Annotated in this window: 18 protein-coding genes; 4 read left to right on the top strand and 14 right to left on the bottom strand. The window is 32.6% G+C overall.

The window, feature by feature from the left end:
- Positions 1 to 93: 93 nt before the first annotated feature.
- Complete coding sequence (locus tag ABD730_RS08050; protein ID WP_344713816.1) at positions 94 to 891, bottom strand: tryptophan-rich sensory protein; 798 nt, start codon at positions 889 to 891, stop codon at positions 94 to 96.
- A 230-nt stretch (positions 892 to 1,121) separates the two neighbouring features.
- On the opposite strand from ABD730_RS08050, the gene ABD730_RS08045 reads away from it, so the two are divergent.
- On the top strand, positions 1,122 to 1,688 hold the full coding sequence (locus ABD730_RS08045; protein ID WP_334471210.1) for a hypothetical protein: 567 nt from the start codon (positions 1,122 to 1,124) through the stop codon (positions 1,686 to 1,688).
- Positions 1,689 to 1,744: 56 nt separating this feature from the next.
- Here ABD730_RS08045 and ABD730_RS08040 read toward each other — a convergent pair whose 3' ends face one another.
- The 4 genes from ABD730_RS08040 to ABD730_RS08025 form a co-directional block, all read right to left on the bottom strand.
- The gene (locus ABD730_RS08040; protein WP_344713814.1) at positions 1,745 to 2,464 is read right to left on the bottom strand and encodes a hypothetical protein; all 720 of its coding nucleotides are present in this window, start codon (positions 2,462 to 2,464) and stop codon (positions 1,745 to 1,747) included.
- A 29-nt stretch (positions 2,465 to 2,493) separates the two neighbouring features.
- A complete protein-coding gene (gene yaaA, locus ABD730_RS08035) occupies positions 2,494 to 3,252 on the bottom strand; it encodes a peroxide stress protein YaaA (protein ID WP_334471208.1) in 759 nt (252 codons plus the stop codon).
- A gap of 153 nt (positions 3,253 to 3,405) precedes the next feature.
- Complete coding sequence (locus tag ABD730_RS08030) at positions 3,406 to 4,440, bottom strand: RluA family pseudouridine synthase (protein ID WP_344713812.1); 1,035 nt, start codon at positions 4,438 to 4,440, stop codon at positions 3,406 to 3,408.
- A 3-nt stretch (positions 4,441 to 4,443) separates the two neighbouring features.
- Positions 4,444 to 4,998 carry a PASTA domain-containing protein gene (locus tag ABD730_RS08025; RefSeq protein WP_215924701.1) on the bottom strand — a complete coding sequence of 185 codons (555 nt, stop codon included), beginning with the start codon at positions 4,996 to 4,998 and terminating at the stop codon, positions 4,444 to 4,446.
- Between the two features lie 161 nt (positions 4,999 to 5,159).
- Between ABD730_RS08025 and ABD730_RS08020 the strand changes: the two genes are divergently transcribed.
- Genes ABD730_RS08020 through ABD730_RS08010 form a run of 3 tightly spaced genes read left to right on the top strand, consistent with a single transcriptional unit; the run spans position 5,160 to position 7,360 of the window.
- Entirely contained in the window at positions 5,160 to 6,137 is a 978-nt protein-coding gene (locus ABD730_RS08020) for a D-alanine--D-alanine ligase (RefSeq protein WP_334471202.1), read from the top strand.
- Between the two features lie 58 nt (positions 6,138 to 6,195).
- Positions 6,196 to 6,657: a pantetheine-phosphate adenylyltransferase gene (gene coaD / locus ABD730_RS08015; RefSeq protein ID WP_334471201.1), complete on the top strand. Its 462-nt coding sequence runs from the start codon at positions 6,196 to 6,198 to the stop codon at positions 6,655 to 6,657.
- Positions 6,658 to 6,697: 40 nt separating this feature from the next.
- Positions 6,698 to 7,360, top strand: a complete 663-nt coding sequence (locus tag ABD730_RS08010; RefSeq protein WP_334471200.1) for a hypothetical protein — start codon at positions 6,698 to 6,700, stop codon at positions 7,358 to 7,360.
- Between the two features lie 79 nt (positions 7,361 to 7,439).
- Here the strand turns inward: ABD730_RS08010 and ABD730_RS08005 are convergent, their stop codons facing one another.
- From ABD730_RS08005 to alaS, 9 genes are all read right to left on the bottom strand, one after another.
- Positions 7,440 to 8,177: a hypothetical protein gene (locus ABD730_RS08005; protein WP_344713809.1), complete on the bottom strand. Its 738-nt coding sequence runs from the start codon at positions 8,175 to 8,177 to the stop codon at positions 7,440 to 7,442.
- A 90-nt stretch (positions 8,178 to 8,267) separates the two neighbouring features.
- Positions 8,268 to 8,918 (bottom strand): response regulator, encoded by a 651-nt coding sequence (locus ABD730_RS08000; RefSeq protein WP_344713807.1) that lies wholly within the window; start codon positions 8,916 to 8,918, stop codon positions 8,268 to 8,270.
- Between the two features lie 51 nt (positions 8,919 to 8,969).
- Positions 8,970 to 10,841 (bottom strand): tetratricopeptide repeat protein, encoded by a 1,872-nt coding sequence (locus tag ABD730_RS07995; protein WP_344713805.1) that lies wholly within the window; start codon positions 10,839 to 10,841, stop codon positions 8,970 to 8,972.
- 49 nt (positions 10,842 to 10,890) lie between these two features.
- Positions 10,891 to 11,841, bottom strand: a complete 951-nt coding sequence (locus ABD730_RS07990; RefSeq protein WP_334471196.1) for a sensor histidine kinase — start codon at positions 11,839 to 11,841, stop codon at positions 10,891 to 10,893.
- Between the two features lie 137 nt (positions 11,842 to 11,978).
- Positions 11,979 to 13,892: an outer membrane protein assembly factor BamB family protein gene (locus tag ABD730_RS07985; protein WP_344713803.1), complete on the bottom strand. Its 1,914-nt coding sequence runs from the start codon at positions 13,890 to 13,892 to the stop codon at positions 11,979 to 11,981.
- A 3-nt stretch (positions 13,893 to 13,895) separates the two neighbouring features.
- Positions 13,896 to 14,438 (bottom strand): DUF6252 domain-containing protein, encoded by a 543-nt coding sequence (locus ABD730_RS07980; protein ID WP_344713801.1) that lies wholly within the window; start codon positions 14,436 to 14,438, stop codon positions 13,896 to 13,898.
- A gap of 113 nt (positions 14,439 to 14,551) precedes the next feature.
- Positions 14,552 to 15,502 carry a GSCFA domain-containing protein gene (locus tag ABD730_RS07975; RefSeq protein WP_344713799.1) on the bottom strand — a complete coding sequence of 317 codons (951 nt, stop codon included), beginning with the start codon at positions 15,500 to 15,502 and terminating at the stop codon, positions 14,552 to 14,554.
- A 50-nt stretch (positions 15,503 to 15,552) separates the two neighbouring features.
- On the bottom strand, positions 15,553 to 15,930 hold the full coding sequence (locus ABD730_RS07970) for a GxxExxY protein (protein WP_334471192.1): 378 nt from the start codon (positions 15,928 to 15,930) through the stop codon (positions 15,553 to 15,555).
- Between the two features lie 213 nt (positions 15,931 to 16,143).
- Positions 16,144 to 18,759: an alanine--tRNA ligase gene (gene alaS / locus ABD730_RS07965; protein WP_344713796.1), complete on the bottom strand. Its 2,616-nt coding sequence runs from the start codon at positions 18,757 to 18,759 to the stop codon at positions 16,144 to 16,146.
- Between the last annotated feature and the right edge of the window lie 91 nt (positions 18,760 to 18,850).

The following is an 18,850-nucleotide window of genomic DNA, read 5'->3' as shown; positions in this document are numbered from 1 at the left end:
AACTCTATTTATTTAGGTCACTCCTTTAATTTGGTGCAAAGTTACGGCTATTTTAAGCCCGACTCTAAAAAAATGCTTATTATATTCTAAACACTATGAATTATTGCGTTCCTGTAACTTAATTAACGGACTCGTGTCACGGTTTTTAAAACCATGTATCGAACTATTTATTATTAATAGAGCTGCACTTATAAAAGCAACATACATTAGTGTTTCGTTGTTTAATTTATTAGCATTTCCTATGCCAATTAAGGCCCAAGCTCCGACAAGGGCAAACTCTCTCATATTCCGTTTCCAAGTAATTATGACATTTATAAACACGGCAATGGCAATGAGTATAATAGTCCAAGTTACATCAGACCATCCAAAACCATCCCAATCAATTTTCACTAAATACGTTGAAACATTAGCAATACTAGCCACGGTTACCCAACCCGAATAGATCACAAAAGGCCACCAAACAAAAGCAATAATGGGTAAGGGCTCATCGTCTAATTCCATTCTGTTGTTGACTACAATCTTTAATAATGAAAACAGTAATAAGAAAATAAAAACACAAGACACTCCTGTATATTCATAGATCCAAGCAAATACCCAAAGCGAATTAAATAAACATGAGAGTATAAACCACCAACCTGTTTTTAGGACAACATCGTCATTTTTAACGTCTTTAAACAAACTGCGCCCTTGATAAATAACAAAACCTATCAGTAGTAAATAAATAACTCCCCAAATGGCAAACGTATAACCTGCAGGTGTAAACAAAGACCTATAACTATTGGAAACTTCACCAATAGTGGTATTATTTAAGGTCCCTGTATTAGAGAGGTAATTGATGAATATCGTTATAAGTAAAGCTATTATATTTCCTATTTGAAGCGTCTTTTTCATGGTTTAATTTTTCTCTAATTTAAGACTTATGACGCATAAGATTAACTTATTCTCGCCATTCTTTAACCTAAATGAAAATATATAAAGCTTGTTAAGCGCTCTTTTTCAAGTTTAAGATCTACTAAACTATGAGGTGCTCTATCAATCCGTCATGGTTTTAGAAAATTATTTAACTTCAAGAATTCATGTATATTAGCTGTTAGAGAAACACACATTAACAAAATTCAACTATGAAAGCACTACTCTTTTTTTTACTTGTATTACCACTACACCTTTTTGCACAAGAACAAACGAGTTCAGAGAAGTTTTGGGAGCAACTCAAAGCACATTGTGGTAATGCTTACGAAGGCGAAATTATTGAAGGTGGAAAAGCAGGTGATGGCTTTACAGGTGAAAAATTAGTCATGCATGTGCGTTCTTGCGATACTAATGATATTAGAATTCCATTCTTTGTAGGTGAGAACAAATCGCGTACTTGGGTATTACATATGAATGACGAAAAAATAATACGATTAAAGCACGACCATAGACATGAAGACGGATCGGAAGAAGATTTAACCCAATATGGCGGCACAAGTGCTAATCAAGGTTTAGCCAATTTACAAATGTTTCCTGCCGATGCTCATACGGCAAAAATATTACCTGCGGCCTCTACCAACATTTGGTGGTTTACCATAGACGAAACAAGTCTAACCTATAACTTACGTCGTTTAGGTACTGATCGTTTATTTACGGTGCGTTTTGATTTAACTAAAACTATTGAAACACCAGATGCTCCATGGGGAACTGAAGATTGAATAAAACGACCTTAGTGATTATTATAAATCGTTGGTTTGGATTTTAAAGTAAAACCTTATAATGCAGACAACATACGTTCAACCTCAGCAATAGTTGCGCCGTAAAGTTTTCTGTTGGGTTTTGTTAAGCGTTTTGATTCTGTTGCGATTTCTTCTAATAGCTCCTTCCCTTCTAACGTTCTATTGTTTTCTAAATAAAATTTAGCCAGCGCTAAACGTTCTGCATAATTTGAGTATGGCCTGTCTATTTGTATTAATTGGGCTTCGGCTTCATCCGTTCTTCCTAGTGCATTTAAAGCTAAACCATAACAAAATTGTTGTTTTGAACCTTTAAATTCTGATTTTTCTTTTATCAGTTCCGCCTGCTCAATTACACCTGCATAATCCTTAAGTTGAAAATAACACAATATTAAATTCTGCCTTGCATACAAATCATCTTGAACTGTATCTTCTAGCGTTTTCTTATAATTGATAATCGCATTAGGAATATCTTTATTTATAAAATAAGCATCAGCTAATTCAATTCTGTTAGTGTAAGTATCAACAAATTCAAGCTTCTTTTCTAAATCTTTTATTTTTTTAGTCGGATTAAGAACCGTTGTGATTTCCTCTTGAATTTTTTCTGCATCACTTTTGTTAAACATCTGAGTCACGATATAAATTAAAGATCCAATGGCAGGAACAAAAAAGATGAGAAAATACCAGTAAAAAGGTTTATTGTTTTTATAGACGTGATATAAACAATACACCTGAACAACTATAAGTAAGTAATACATATATTCAATTTAAGGCACTACGGATTTATTTATCTTGTAAACACCAATTCATTCTCTGAAGATAATGCTTCGCTAAAACCATAGTTTTCATAATTAAAACCTTTAATATCGTCAATGGTTTTTGCATCCGTATCAATAATATATCTCGTCATTAATCCTCTAGCTAATTTGGCAAAGATGGCTATGATTTTATATTTATCGTTTTTAAACTCTTTGAAGGCTACATTTACAACAGGTACTTTTAAAGCTTTGGTATCTATCGCTTTAAAATACTCGTTACTTGCCAAGTTAAGAAAGAGTTCATCATCCTCTAGTTCTTCGTTTAAAGCTTTCGTCACTTTCTTCTGCCAAAATTCATAAAGGTTTTTGTTTTTACCAACTGGCATTTTTGTTCCCATTTCCAATCGGTAAGGCTGTATTAAATCGAAGGGTTTTAAAACACCATATAATCCTGATAAAATCCGAACGGTGTCTTCAACCTTATCTAATTTACTAGAGTCTATAGAATAAGCATCTAATCCTCGATATACATCACCACTAAAGGCATAAATGGCTTGTCTTGCGTTATCTTTAGTAAAGGGTAATTCCCATTCTTGATTACGCTCGTAATTCAGTTGCCCCAAATTATCTGAAATATGCATCAGTTGAGATAAGCTCTTAGCCGATTTCTTTTTTAATACCTTATTTAAGCGCTCTGCGTCATCTAAGAAAAGACCTTGAGTTGATTTTGTTGTTGGCAATTTGGTTTCGTAATCTAAAGATTTTGCTGGTGATAGTACTAGTTTCATAATAATGCCCACAAAAGTGGCTCTCATTAAAAGTTAAACAATTTTTCTTTCTCATTGTAAAAATACAATGTAAATGCTCGTGTTTCAAATATTAGTGAGAACTAATCTTGATAGTGATATAACGAAAGTCTATTTAAAGTTTTGGTTAAGATATTAATCCATGTGCTTAGCGTAATGCCTCCATTTTTCTACACATTGCGCAATATCTTCAGGAATTTCAGATTCAAACCTCATAAACTCACCTGTCGTTGGATGAACAAAACCTAACGTTTTGGCATGCAAGGCTTGTCGTGGTAAGATCTTAAAACAATTATCTACAAACTGCTTGTATTTTGTAAATGTTGTACCTTTTAAGATGCGTTCTCCACCATAACGTTCGTCATTAAAAAGCGTATGGCCAATATGCTTCATGTGTACACGGATTTGGTGTGTACGACCTGTTTCAAGCTTACAACTCACTAAAGTAACATAACCTAAACGCTCTATCACTTTATAATGTGTTACAGCTGGTTTACCTTGTTCTTCTTCATCATCTAAAAATACCGTGTTTTGTAATCTATTTTTTGGGTGGCGACCAATGTTACCTTCAATAGTGCCTTCATCTTCTTCCATGTTTCCCCAAACAAGTGCAACATACTCGCGCTCACTTGTTTTTTTAGCAAACTGATTTGAAAGGTGTGCCATAGCATGTTCGGTCTTTGCCACCACTAATAAACCACTGGTATCTTTATCTATTCTATGAACCAAACCTGGTCTCTCACTTGAGTTATTTGGTAGGTTTTCGAAATGAAAAATAAGTCCATTTATTAAAGTCCCTGAATAATTACCATGTCCTGGATGCACTACCATACCTGCTGGTTTATTAACAACTAGCAAGTCATCATCTTCGTACACCACATCAATAGGAAGATCTTCAGCAATTAAAAGATTCTCATGAGGTGGATGCTCAAATTTAACGGTAATATAATCATTGGGTTTTACCTTGTAATTAGATTTAACAGGAACATCATTTACAAAGATGCTGCCATCTTTTGCAGCCGCTTGAATTTTATTACGCGTGGCGTTTTCAATAAAATTCATTAAGTATTTATCGATTCGCAGTGGTTGTTGACCAGCAACAACTCTAAACGCGTGATGTTCGTATAATTCGTTTTGTTCTTCGTCTGAAATATCAGGAATATTAGCCATATCTTAATTGCGCTTACCGTTACCTAAAACCAAATCTATTGTAGATGTTAGTGGTAAAAGTGTTCCTGATTTTAGAGTTTCGCCATTATGCCTCATACCTAAAACTACATCCTTTCCGATATTGTCTATATATGTAATCTCACCTACCTTAAATTCTAAGGCTTCTAATTGAGGTTTAGCTTGTCTAAAAGTACGTTTTAAGATGTTTGGCACTTGTACTTTTCTATAACCAGAAGGGTTTAGTATTAAATAAATTTTTCGGTTTTCCTTAACCTTTGATCCTGCTATTGGGTTTTGTTCAATTACAGAATACTTAGGATATTTAGGATTATAATTCGCAGAATCTTGTATTTCCATTGCTAAATCATGATCCTTAAGTTCAATCCCTACCGTTTCTAAAGATTTACCTTTTAAATCTGGTACAATTACAAATTCTCCGTGATTGGTAGATATGTTTAGCCATTTTAGCACAATAAAACATAATACGACTACAGCAACAATGGCTAATGCCAATTGTTTAAAAAACACTTTACTGGTAAGAAACTTCACAAAACTCATAAGCAAATAATTGTTGGCAAAATTAAGAAATTCTAATGGTATAATAACGTTGTACTAATAAAATACGTATCATTTCTGAATATAGATTATTAAAAATAAATGATACTTTTACGCTATGGCTTTTTAAACTTAAAAGATACCCGCTTTTGTGGGCGTTAAAGATGAAGAAAAATATTGCAATTATAATGGGCGGTTATTCTAGTGAATATAAGATCTCCCTTAAAAGTGGCAACGTGGTTTACAACACGTTAGACAAAGAAAAATACAATGCTTATCGCATTCATATTTTTAAAGACAAATGGGTTTTTGTTAATGATATGGAAGAAGAATTCTTAATAGACAAAAACAATTTTTCGGTATTAGTAAATGAAACTACAATAACTTTTGATTGCGTTTTTAATGCCATTCATGGGTCTCCTGGCGAAGATGGATTTATGCAAGCCTACTTTGAATTGCTAAATCTACCCCAAACCAGTTGTAGTATGTACCAAGCTGCGCTGACTTTTAACAAACGTGATTTACTAGCCACCTTAAAACCGTATGGTATTAAAACCGCTGAGAGTTACCCTCTTAATCTTGGAGATGTAGTAGATGAAGATGCCATTATTGCCAAAGTAGGCTTACCGTGTTTTGTAAAAGCAAATAAAGCTGGAAGCAGTTTTGGAATATCTAAAGTCTATAAAAAAGAAGATTTACAAGCTGCAATAGACAATTCTTTTAAAGAAGACAATGAAATTATAATCGAACAGTTTTTAGATGGTGTCGAAGTTTCTGTTGGTGTCATCTCTTATAAAGGCGAAACGCTTGTATTACCAATTACTGAAATCGTTTCTGAAAATGACTTCTTTGATTACGAAGCTAAATACGAAGGAAAATCACAAGAAATCACTCCCGCTCGTATTTCTGAAGATTACGCAGCCAAAGTAAGGACCGAAGCCAAAAAGATATATGATATCCTTGGTATGAAAGGGTTTTCACGAAGTGAATTTATCGCTAAAAATAACGAGCCTTATTTACTAGAAGTAAACACAGTTCCAGGTTTAACTAAGGAAAGTATTTTACCTCAACAAGCCGCCGAAGCTGGAATAAGTTTACAAGATTTGTTTAGCAATGCTATTGAAGAAGCCTTGAAAAATTAATAGTTATATTTGAAATTAATACGTTTTCCTATTCTGTGGAAAAAACAAAAATTAGTCAATGAAAAGAGCACTATTTCCTGGGTCATTTGATCCCATAACAAACGGTCACTACGATATTATAATGCGTGGTATTAAACTTTTTGACGAAGTGGTTGTGGCTATTGGCATCAATGCTGAAAAAAAATATATGTTCTCTTTAGAAGAACGAAAAGCATTTATTGAAGATACATTTAAAAACGAACCCAAAGTAAAAGTTGTAACATACAAAGGCTTAACTATTGATTTCTGTAAAGATATTAATGCTCAATTCATCTTAAGAGGTTTAAGGAATCCTGCTGATTTTGAATTTGAAAAAGCCATAGCACATACCAATAGAAAATTATCAAAAATTGAAACCGTATTTTTATTAACAGCTGCTCGAACATCTTTTATTTCATCTTCTATTGTAAGAGATGTTATTAGAAATAATGGTGACTATACCGTTTTAGTACCAGATAGTGTTAGAGTTGATGATAAGTAAATTGAATTTTATCATAACCAATGTCACAAATCTATTATAAATGGAAGACGATTACTCTATATTTAGAAAATTCCCAAGTTTAGAACAAGCTACAGAACTAAAAACGTTACTAAACAACAATGGTATTGAAACCGTTCTTGGTGACAATGTGCCGCCTGTTGATGTTACCTTCTCTGGAAATACTTTACAAAACGAAATTGAAGTTAGAATTAAACAAACGGACTTTAAAAAAGCGGAACTCCTTCTCGAAAAAGATGCAGAAGATTTAATTGAAAACATTGATAAAGATTATTACTTATTTGATTTTACAGACAAAGAGCTTTATGAGATTTTATTAAAATCTGACGAATGGAATGCCTTTGATTATACACTTGCCCAAAAAATATTAATCCAAAGAGGCAAATCTATAGATAAAGATTTACTCAATTCTTTAAAAGAAGAACGATTAAAACAATTAGCAAAACCTGAAGGAAATCAAAAACCTTGGATTATTGCGGGTTACTTTTTTATGCTTTTAGGTGGTTTTTTAGGATTAATAATAGGTTATTTTTTGTGGACATCTAAAAAGACCTTACCAAACGGTCAAAAAGTTTATTCCTATGCTGAGAGTGATAGAAAACACGGAAAATATATCTTCTTTATAAGCTTAATAATTGCACCTGCTTCAATACTTTTTAGAGTAGTGAGTCAAATTTTGAATTAACTAAAAAAAACTTATCGCATAAAAAAAACTCAAACCTTTAAGATTTGAGTTTTTTTATTTTTAAAATCTATCTATTCTATTAATAGTACGACAATTCCACAAAAATAGTTTCTTCAAAATCTGTACCTGGTACATATGTAATAGTACTACTTGTTGGGTAATCTGCATTATTATAAGAATAAGAGCTGGTATATGCATCAGAAATATCAGATGATACTCCATCAGTATTAACATACGTTAGCACATTATTTTTATAAGTACTGTGTCCCATTAATTCAAAAACTTCACTTTGATGAATGTTTTTAAAAGGGTTATTCTTAGTATCATAAGTATAAACATAGTCTTGGTTTCCATTAACATCCTCCTCTGCAATACGGTTACCTAGGGCATCGTAGGTATATATATACGTATTCACTCCAGCTTCAAGCATAGTAACAGTACCATCGGCGTTATAAGTATAGGTATTAACCTCATCTGGACCAAAATCATACATATAAGTCTCAGTAACTAAACGATTATTACTATCGTATTCTAATTCTATTTCCGTATCTAATTCACCATCTATATATTCTTTAATAGAAGTTAAAAGATTATTGGTATAGTTAAAAACTTCACTGTCTCCTCCAGAATAAGAGATACCAACTAATTTATTATCAGCATAGGTATAATTAGTTACAAAAACGCCATCTTCATAAGTTTCGGTAGTTGATTTCAACAAAACAGTATCTGGATCTCCAGTATCATCAGTAGAATCATCGCTTGAACACGAGTTAAATGTTAGGCCAAAGGCGCAAAAAATAAAAATTAGTTTTTTCATGTTTGTTTTTTAGATTACGAATGTAGTACTATTTTTCCTATCATTATTAATACTAAACAAACTCAACCTTCTCATAAAGTTTTAAACCTACTAAATAAGATTATTCCGTCTCGCTTTTTGAACCGCTTCTAGTTTATTGTGCACTTGTAATTTTCTGTAGATATGCTCAATATGTTTTCTAATTGTTCCTGTAGAAAGCATAAGGTTATTTGCAATAGCATTATAACTCAACCCTTTACTTAGCTGTTCTAAAACATCTATTTCACGCTCCGTAAGCTTTATATCCTGTAGATCTTTCTTATCTTGTGCAACAAACGGATTGCGTAATAATTTCAATGTTTTAAGTGCAATTGATGGATTCATTGCGGCTCCTCCATTTAAGGTTTCTAGGATCCCTGAATGTAAATCACCAGCATTTATTTCTTTTAATAAATACCCATCCGCTCCAGCTTTAATTGCATTAAAAATGTTTTCATCGTTATCAAAAACAGTGAGCATTATTATTTTAATGTGTGGATATTTTTGCTTTATTTTTTCTGTGGCTTCAATGCCATTCATTACGGGCATTTCTATATCCATTAATATTAAATTGAGATTATGGTTACTTTCTAATTGATCTAAAACATCTAAACCATTCCTAGCAGTAAATTTTACGTGTACGTCTTCAAAAAAAGACAATTTTTCTTCTACCGCTTTTACTAAAAAGGTATTATCGTCTACTATAGCAATTTTTATTTTCATCTGTATTACGATTTAAAATCTCCGTATGTAGAAAGCTCAGGTTATGTTTAATTACAAATTGAGTAGTATTCTTGTCCCTTTATGCGCCATAGAGTCTACAATTAAACCTGCGTTTATTTCAGCTGCTCTTTTTTTCATATTTTGAATACCGTTACCCAATTTCACTGTAGCTTGATTAAAACCTTTTCCATCATCTGAAATGATTATTTTCAATTTACAATCTATTTCCTCTATGGTTAAATTAATCGTTTTAGCATCTGCGTATTTTAACGCATTATTTATAGCTTCTTGAATTATTCGGTAAATATTCATGCCTTCAATGGATGAAAACACTGCTGCTTTATCTACATTATCTTCAATATGTAACTGAAAGACTATATTATGAGCTGCTAAATTCGCTTTATCAATAAAATTTGAAATTCGAACCTGAAGGTCTTCAAACGTAATTTCATTTTTATTCATAGCCCAAATAGTGTCTCTTAGTTCATTAATAGTTGTGGTGGTAAACGCACTTATATTTCCTAATTTCTGACTTAATTTTTCGGGAAGTTGAAACCCATATTTTAAATTATCTAACGATGAAATTATAAATGTAAGCTGTGCACCAATATTATCATGAAGGTCCCTAGAAATCCTTAAGCGCTGATTTTGAAGTTTATTTTGGGTTTCAATTTTTATCAATGCATCTTTTAATTCATTTTCTTTTTTTAGCTGTCTGTTTTTAAGTTTTTGTTGGTTATAAATTAAATATCCTAAAAGCATTAATACAATGGCTAGTGCGCTTAAACCTAATATGTAATTGTTTTTTTTACTTAAATCTAATTCCTTTTCAGCCAAATCTGCCCGATGTTCTAACAGCTCCTTTTCCTTTTTTTCGGTTTGGTATTCTATTTCTAATTCTGCAATTTTACTATTGGTATCAAGGTTTAGTAAACTGTCTTTTGCTTGTGTATAGGCTTTGTAATAATCTAAAGCTTTACTGTTGTTTTGCGAAGCTTCATAATATTCAGAATAGTTAAGTAGTGAATTTTCAATTTCAGTTGCCACTTTATAGTCTTTAGCGTATTGATAGGCACTATCTATATATGTTATAGACTCTGACAGCCTTTTATTTTCTATTAAAACTTGCGCTATATTGTTGAAACTCGCTGGTAGGCCTGCAAAATTTCCTATCGATTTTTCAATGGTAACCGATTGTTCAAAATAGGTTAAGGCCGAATCTACCTCTTGCATGTAATAATAAACAGCACCGACATTATTGGCCGATTCTGCCATACCTTTTTTATCATTGAGATTTACCTCTATGGCCAGAGAATATTTAAAATAATTTAAGGCTTTCTCTAAATCACCATCATTAGCATAGATAATAGCGATGTTATTATAAACCTCCGAAATGCCCTTTTTATTATTTAATTCTTCAAAGGCAGTTTTAGCTTTAAGATGATATTCTATAGCCTTATCATTGATACCCAAATAACTATACACTAAACCAATATTGTTGGTTACAGTAGCCTCTTCTTCTTTTTTATTTAACTCGTCATAAATATCTAAGGCACGCAAATAATAAGTTAAAGCATCTTCATAAAAACCTAGTTGGCGTTTAGAGCGTCCTATGTTATTTAATGCGCTAGCTGTTAATAACGAATCTTTAGAAATAGACATAGCGTCATTTGCATAGGCAATAGCTTTTTCAAATGCTCCTAAATCTCTATATAGTAAGCCTAAACCATTTTTAGCTCTTGCGTATTCTAACGTTTCGCTTTTAGATTTTGCAAGTGCTTCAGATTGTTGAAATATTTCAAGCGCTTTTTGGGGCTGATTTTTATAAATACTTAGAGCTGAATCATTAAGTTTTTTAGCAGATATTGGTGTTTGCCCAACGCAAACAAGCGTAAAGAGTAATAAAAAAACGAATAGTCTCATTAAATGGTTAGTTAGATAATAGCGATATGAAGATAAGGTTTTTTTAAAACTAAATTGTGATTATGATTTCATTACCAGCGTTTTCAAGGAAAATAAATTCTAATTCTCCTCCAACACTTTGTATTCGTTTTTCCATAGAATTGTGTCCATTGCCTCTAATTTTGGTACTTGTACGACTCCCTGTTCCATTGTTAGAAATTTTAAACACCATATTAGAAACCATCGTACGTACCGTTACTTTTACCATTGAAACGTCTTCATAGGTTAAACTATGTTGAATGCTCTCTTGTATCACATTATAGATCGTAAATCCTTTAAGCATTGAAAAATTTATACTTGTATCCACATCAGTACTCACCTTGAATAGCAACTGAATGTTGGCATGCTGAAGTTTTAAAAAATCTATATAATTTATAATTCGAGCTTGTAAATCTAAAATGGTAATCTCCGTTTTAGTCATTACCCATATAGCATCTCTAAGTTCGTAACTGGCTTGTGAGGTAAAACTACTTATGGTTTTGAGTTTTTTCTTTAATCGTTCATCTTTTATAGCGAACGTATATTTTAAATTATCTAAAGATGAAATTATAGAAGTAAGTTGTTCGCCAATAGTATGGTGTAAATCATTGGATATTTTTAAGCGTTTCTCTTGTTGTTTATTCTGAATTTCTATTTTTGACAATGCTTCTTTTAACTCCTTTTCTTTTTGACTTTGATGGTGTTTTAATTGGTATTGACTGTAAATAAGGTAAGCTATTACACTTAAAATTACAAACAAGCAAAGACCACCATAAACTTGATAATTTTGTTTTTGAACTCTTAATTGCTGCTCTGCCAAGACAACTCTATCTATAAGAATTTGATTCGTATTATCTCTTGTTACATGAGCTTCAGTACCGGAAGCATAATTGCTATTTAAAGTCGAATTTATAGCTACCAGATTTGTGCTTTTGATTAAAAAGAATAACAAAAAAAACATCAAGTGTTTTCTGTACTTCATACAGAATGTACAATTGATGCCTCTTAAGTAATTAATTAATAGCATTAGGAATATAAGATTGTTAGTGAGTTAATTAGCTGTTTTAAAAGATTAAGCGCAATCATAAACAAATTGCGCTCAATCAATTAGTTACACATCTATTTATTAAGATTATAAGTATAAATGGTGTCGTCACTTGCTTTATAAAACAAATACCCTCCATATTCATCTACTTTGTACTCGGGCTTTTTGTCTTTGAGAAGAATTTCCTTATCTATTTTACCAGTATCTTTATTCACTTTTACTAAACCGACGCCACTGTCTAAATTTGTTAAAACGAATTGTGCGTTTTCTGTTGCAGAAGATGCTTTAAAACGCTCAGACATCATTTTAAAAGACGCATCACTAATAGATGCAAACATATCTGATGCGCGTTTTGCGTCTTTTCCGTAGTCATTATAATTACGCAGATTATTAGTACCTATTCCATTATTGTTCGCGCCTGCAGCAGCTGCAGTAGATACCGTTGCAACTAATGAAGCTGCCGCTATCACACCTCCAACGACTTTCATAAAACCACTTTTACCTGGCGATTTCTGATAACTATGATATATTTCCTTTCCGTCGTTATCTAACAACATCATGTTTTGTGACGACCCTATAAAAATATTACCATTTTTTATAGCCATGGTATTTGGTGATTCCTTCTCCTCAAATTTTATATTCGATAATTCAGAAACATTTCCAGAGTCCGCATCAATGGCAAAAATAGTACCATCGGCCACGATTAAATAACGGTTATTGTCACTATCAAATGTTGACGCTACCGAATCCGAAGATTTATATTTTAAAGGTTTAGCCCAAACTTTGTCTCCCGTTTCTAAATTTACAATATTGGCATCTTCACTTGTAATGTAAATTAAACCTTGAGGCGAATGTGCCATGGTAATAATATTCTCTCCTGTCTTTAATGGTTTTTTAAATAATGGTTTGCCTTCAAAAGACACTTTGTTAATACCACCAGAATAGATTCCGAATAGTATGCCGTCCTCCATAATATAAAAGTGCTGAACATAACCTTTGGTTTTTGGTGCTTTTTCCCAAAGATCCTCTCCCGAAGATGTACTTAAAAATGCAATTTCCGATTCACTTTTTTGCGAAAACATACCACCATCACTACCTTCTCCTTTATTACTAACAACAGCAAGACCTTGTGGAAGAATTTCAAATTTTGAAACCACACCTTGTATCTTTCTATCATCTTTCCATAACTCACTACCACCTTTACCTATTTTGTGAATTCTGGTGTTTTTACCATTATTAACAGATTCAAAACCATAGATTTCTGATTCAGTTTGGTCAGCAACCATCCAATTTACACCCTTAATTTTTGTTTGCCACAAATCGTCTCCATTATGAGATTTAGCAATTAGACCTTGAGCGGTAGGAATGATTAAAAAATCCTTTAACAACAAAGGCACACCTGTAACACTGAAATCTTTGGCCATACCAACTCTACCTGGTTTGTCTAAAAAGAAACTGTAATCAAGTTGAGATGTCGCTAAGTCATAAACCGCAACTTTTGGTGTGATTTTCTCAAACTTATCACCTTCTTTTTGAATCCCACTTACGATTAGTTTGTTCTGAGGTAAAACAACATTACAAGTATAAATTTGATTCCAGTTATCGCTTTCTGAATTAAAGATTACTCTACCTCTAATATAATCTATTACCGCACGTTTTGTTTTTGTTAGGCCTGCAAATTTAGATCCTACACCCTGAGATACAACAACGTAAGGTGAGCCTTGTATAAAATCTGTTTCTTCAGGTTTTAATTTACCAAAATTATTAAATGTAAAAACAGGCTGACTTTCTGTTGGCTTTATACCAACCAAACCATCGTTCGTTGCCACAACTAACACTCCTCCAATAGTAAGCGTCATTTCGTTTATTTTACTTCCTAAATCATAATTTTGATCTGGAGTTTCTGCTTTCTGAGCTAACAATAATGCTGTACTCAATAAGAATACAAGCATTATTAATTTCTGTGTATTTATTAATAGCGTCTTCATAACTTATAAAGTTTGTTTACCAAGGTTAAACGAACCATCCGTAATGTTTTTTATAGATTGATCGCCTCCTATGTTTTTACAATCAAACTCAAAAGTTCCGATTATTTTAGTATCCGTTTCTTCAGAAATACTAATAGAACCAACAGATAGATTCTCGTATGGAGCTTGCCACATTTCGGTAACCGAATTTACCGGGTCATTTAAATTTACATCTGTTTCAGAGTAAGAAGCCACATTAACACCCGTGTTAATAGAACCATCAAAACTATAGGTTCCTACACCATCATAGCCAAATATTGTAAATGAAAAAGCGTTACCATCGCTATTAGAGGCTATGATAATAAGACTTTGACCAGAAGGATTGTTTGTTATAGTAGCTGAAGAAGAGATTTCCATTGACTCATAATTTGTACCATCTACTTTGGCAACTAAAGTTCCGGAAGGAGCATTTCCTCCACTTCCTCCATCGTCATCTTTAGAACATGATGTGAATGCTACTAATGAAGCTGTCATTATAAGTAACATGATTTGGTTTAATTTTCTCATTGTAAATTAATTTATTGGTTAATAATGAGACAAATTTGCACAATAAGACAAAGCCAAACCATACGACGAATTGCGTATATTTAAGAAAACTGTCGTTTTAAGCTAATGATATATTAAAATGAAATATGAGGAAATTCCTTGTGCAAATTCTCAATTTCTAAATGAAGTTTTGAAAGAAAAGCTTGATGTGCTTCAGAATTTGGATTAAAGGGACGATGTGCTTTTTTAGCTTGAATAGCGGCAACAGTTTCTAAAACTTTTAATGCATCATCAGTTAACCAAACTGTTTTAAATTTTTCCCAAATATAATTTATCGCCACCTCATTTGGATGAAGCATATCTGGATTATAGAAACGATAATCTCGTAATTCATCCATCATAATTTCATAAGAAGGAAAATAATAACGTTGCGCTCTAGGTTCTATAACCTGATGGATTGCAGCTAACAAATGTGATTTGCTACGCGTATTTTCAATAAAACCATCTTTAATATGCCTAACGGGAGACACGGTAAAAAGAAATGTAATATTAGGATTAACACTTTTTACCAAGCTAATAATAGCCTCTAGAGATTCCGTTATTTGAGCTACAGAAAGTAGTTCTTTTAAAAATTGTTTTTGGGGAATTTTATGGCAATTGGCTACGATTTTATCAGAAGCAATATGTCTATACACCCAACTTGTTCCTAAAGTAATTATAATATGACTTGCGTTAAGCAAATCATTGTGTGCCTTTTCAATTTGTCTATTTAAAACCTCTAATAACGCAGCACTTGAAATTGTACTTAACTTTGAATGTGCCTCTAAGCAACACCACTGCTCATTGTGAAACTCTAAATCTTCTTTAGAGTAATAATCCTTATTAATTGCCTTAGTTATGAGGTTTTCAATTGCTAAAGGATGAAATAATATTCCGAAAGGGTTAACTGTAGTTTGAAACTTATAATACTTAAACGTCTCACCTATATTCTCTGAAAAGCATGAGCCAAACAGCATAATCTTAGAGTTGTAATCTAATTGATGATGCTGCTGTGGTTTTAGTGGTATTTTTGTTAGTAGATTCATATTTTTCTCGCAAAGGCGCAGAGTCACAAAGATTTTTCTGAACGCATAACCTATAAATTGTTAACTATTCTCGTTATACCTGTCTTAATTAATGGACTATTAAAATTAATCAATAAGCCTAACTTTATTCCTGAAAGTTTCAAGTATGTTAATAATTGCTTTGGATGAACAGGATGAATTTCTTGAACGGATTTAACCTCTATAATAACTTTATTCTCAACTATTAAATCGGTTCTATAATTTAAATCTAACTGCTTTCCTCTCCAAGTTACAGGCAAAGGTTTTTGTCGATCAACCTTAAAACCTTCATTTTTTAATTCCTGATATAAAATTTCTTCATAAATAGATTCTAATAAACCTGGACCAAGTTCAACATGAATGTGGTAACAAACATCGACTATAATTCTAGATATATCGTTTTCAGTCATTCTATATACATTTTCTCGCAAAGACACAGAGACGCAAAGATTTACATGAACTCAATATAACTTTTTTTTAATTACGCCGGGCAGTCTTCTCCCATAATACTTTTTGACTTTATATGCTCACGCAAAGTCACTAAGGCGCAAAATCTCACTCCTATCAATAAATACAATTTCTTATTTTTCTTTGCGCCTCTGTGTCTTTGCGAGAAATATTTTTTACACTAAATATCCCTTAGCAGCCTCCAGAGCAGCTTCAATGCCCTCAGGATTTTTACCTCCAGCAGTTGCAAAGAACGGCTGACCTCCACCTCCACCTTGAATGTGTTTTCCGAGTTCTCTCACTATTGTTCCTGCGTTTAAGTTTTTACTAGCAACTAATTCCTTAGAAATGTAGCAAGACAAAATTGCCTTACCATCATTTTCAGCACCAAATAACAAGAATAAATTGTCAAATTGACTTCCCAATTCAAAACAGACATCTTTAATTCCTGAAGCATCTAAATCTAATTTCTTAGCTAAAAATTGAATACCATTGATTTCGGTTAATTCGTTTTTTAATTCACCTTTAATATTTTTGGCTTTATCTTTTAATAGTACTTCAATTTGCTTTTTTAAATCATTATTTTCATGTTGAAGATTTTCTAATGCTTTTACAGGTTCTTTAGCATTATTTAGCAAGCCTTTCATTTCAAGGTATGCTGTATTATTCTCAGAAAAATAATCTCTAACGGCTTTATTTGTAATGGCTTCAATGCGTCGTATTCCTGCCGCAACTGCTCCTTCAGACACAATTTTAAAATGCCAAATATCAGACGTGTTTTTCACATGAATTCCGCCACATAATTCCATTGACTTTCCAAAACGAATCGTTCTCACCGTATCTCCATATTTTTCACCAAATAATGCCATAGCTCCTTCTTCAAGAGCTTTTTCCATTGGGATATTACGTTGTTCTTCTAAAGGTAATTTACCTTCAATTCTGGCATTTACAAAATCTTCTATTTCTTGTAGTTGCTCTGGTGTTACTTTTGAAAAATGAGAAAAGTCAAAACGTAATGATTTTGGTTTTACCAAAGATCCTTTTTGCTCTACATGCTCTCCTAAAATAGCTCTTAAAGCCTGATGTAATAAATGTGTTGCTGTATGATTGCTAGACGACAATGCTCTGTGCTCACTACTTACAACAGCTTTAAAGTTTTCGTTTATATGCTTTGGTAAGTTTTTACACAAATGAATAATAACATTATTCTCTTTTTTAGTATCTACTATATAAACCACATCTCCATGCACATCTTGTAACACGCCTTTGTCTCCAACTTGCCCACCTCCTTCAGGATAAAATGGTGTTAAATTGAAAACTAACTGATACATTTCTCCATCTTTTTTTGAGGTTACTTTTCGGTATCTAGCAATTTTTACATTGGCTTCTAAAGCATCATAACCTATAAATTCTTGTACGTCGTCTTCAAATAAAATAGTCCAATCTTCAGTAGATGTTTCACTAGCAGATCGTGATCTGTCTTTTTGCTTTTGCAGTTCTTCATTAAACCCTTTTTCGTCTAATTTCAAATCCTTTTCGGATAGAATTAAAGCTGTTAAATCAATAGGAAAACCGTAAGTATCATACAATTCAAAAGCTTTTTCACCAGAAACGGTATCACCTTTTGTTTCTTCAACTATACGATTAAGCAATACTAAACCTTGATCTAATGTTCTTAAAAAAGAGGCTTCTTCTTCTTTAATTACATTTTCAATTAATACTTTTTGTGCACGCAATTCTGGAAATGCATCACCCATTTTTTTGCTCAGCACATCTACTAAACGATATATAAAAGGTTCCTTTTTATCTAAGAACGTAAATCCATAGCGCACGGCTCTTCGTAAAATTCTACGAATAACATAGCCAGCACCTGTATTGCTTGGTAATTGTCCATCTGCTATAGAAAAGGCAACAGCTCTTACATGGTCTGAAATAACACGAATAGCAACGTCAACCTCTTCATTCTTATTATAGTCTTTATTTGTAATAGCCTCAACCTCTCTAATAATTGGTGTAAAAACATCAGTATCATAATTAGATTGCACACCTTGCAATACCATACATAAACGTTCAAACCCCATTCCTGTATCTATATGCTTATTTGGCAACACCTCTAACGCACCATTTGCTTTTCGGTTGTATTCCATAAAAACCAAATTCCATACTTCAACCACATGTGGATGATCCATGTTTATTAAAGTCTTTCCATCAACCTTTGCTTTTTCTTCAGCAGATCTAATGTCTACGTGAATTTCACTACAAGGTCCACAAGGTCCTTGATCTCCCATTTCCCAGAAATTATCTTTCTTATTACCCTTTAAAATTCGGTCTTCAGAAATATATTGCTTCCAAATATCGTAAGCTTCTGTATCCATCTCAAGGTTATCATTGTCATCACTACCCTCAAAAACAGTAACATAAAGTATATCTTTATCAATACCATAAACTTCAGTTAGTAACTCCCAAGCCCAAGCAATGGCTTCTTTTTTAAAGTAATCACCAAAACTCCAATTACCCAACATTTCAAACAATGTATGATGATAGGTATCGTAACCAACTTCTTCCAAATCATTATGTTTACCAGAAACACGCAAACATTTTTGAGAATCTGTAATCCTATTTTTCTTCGGTTCAGTATTCCCTAAAAAGTATTCTTTAAAAGGTACCATACCAGCATTCACAAACATTAATGTTGGATCATCCTTTAATACCATTGGTGCAGAAGGAACGACAAGGTGTTGTTTTCCTTCAAAGAAATTTAAAAATTTAGATCGTATATCTTGAGACTTCATATATAAAAATTAGAGCTTGCTTTATTAAATTAGTACAAATGCAAAACATTTTTTTATCTTTACTCACCAATCTTTCAATTTAGATTTTGGT

The organism is Winogradskyella damuponensis (assembly GCF_039538385.1).
Lineage (GTDB): Bacteria > Bacteroidota > Bacteroidia > Flavobacteriales > Flavobacteriaceae > Winogradskyella > Winogradskyella damuponensis.
Note: the sequence above shows the minus strand (reverse complement) of the source record. Positions and strands in the feature narration are given on the sequence as shown.